1 protein-coding gene is annotated in these 537 nt (G+C 52.9%); it reads left to right on the top strand.

Annotation, left to right across the window (positions count from 1 at the left end; all coding sequences use genetic code 11):
• The coding region (locus tag IE074_RS14735) for an EF-Tu C-terminal domain-related protein (RefSeq protein WP_268247324.1) at positions 1-537 on the top strand (537 nt) is incomplete at its 5' end.

Below are 537 nucleotides of genomic sequence, written 5' to 3'. Positions count from 1 at the left end.
GACGTGTTCTCTATTTCCGGTCGTGGTACTGTTGTAACCGGCCGTATCGAGCGCGGTATCATCAAGGTGGGTGAAGAGATTGAAATCGTGGGTATCCGCGACACCGTTAAAACCACATGTACTGGCGTTGAAATGTTCCGCAAATTGCTGGACGAAGGCCAGGCAGGCGATAACGTCGGTCTGTTGCTGCGCGGTACCAAGCGTGAAGACGTAGAGCGTGGTCAGGTATTGGCCAAACCCGGTTCAATCAAGCCACACACCAAATTTGCGGCAGAGGTCTATATTCTGTCCAAAGAAGAAGGTGGTCGTCATACCCCATTCTTCCAGGGCTACCGTCCCCAGTTCTACTTCCGTACGACTGACGTGACCGGTACCATCACGTTGCCTGCTGACAAAGAAATGGTTCTGCCAGGCGATAACGTCTCTATGGACGTTGAGCTGATTGCACCGATCGCGATGGAAGAAGGTCTGCGTTTTGCGATTCGTGAAGGCGGCCGTACTGTTGGCGCCGGTGTTGTTGCTAAAATCGCTGCGTAA

This window comes from Advenella faeciporci (genome assembly GCF_014652395.1).
GTDB classification, from domain to species: Bacteria; Pseudomonadota; Gammaproteobacteria; order Burkholderiales; family Burkholderiaceae_B; genus Advenella; species Advenella faeciporci.
Note: the sequence above shows the minus strand (reverse complement) of the source record. Positions and strands in the feature narration are given on the sequence as shown.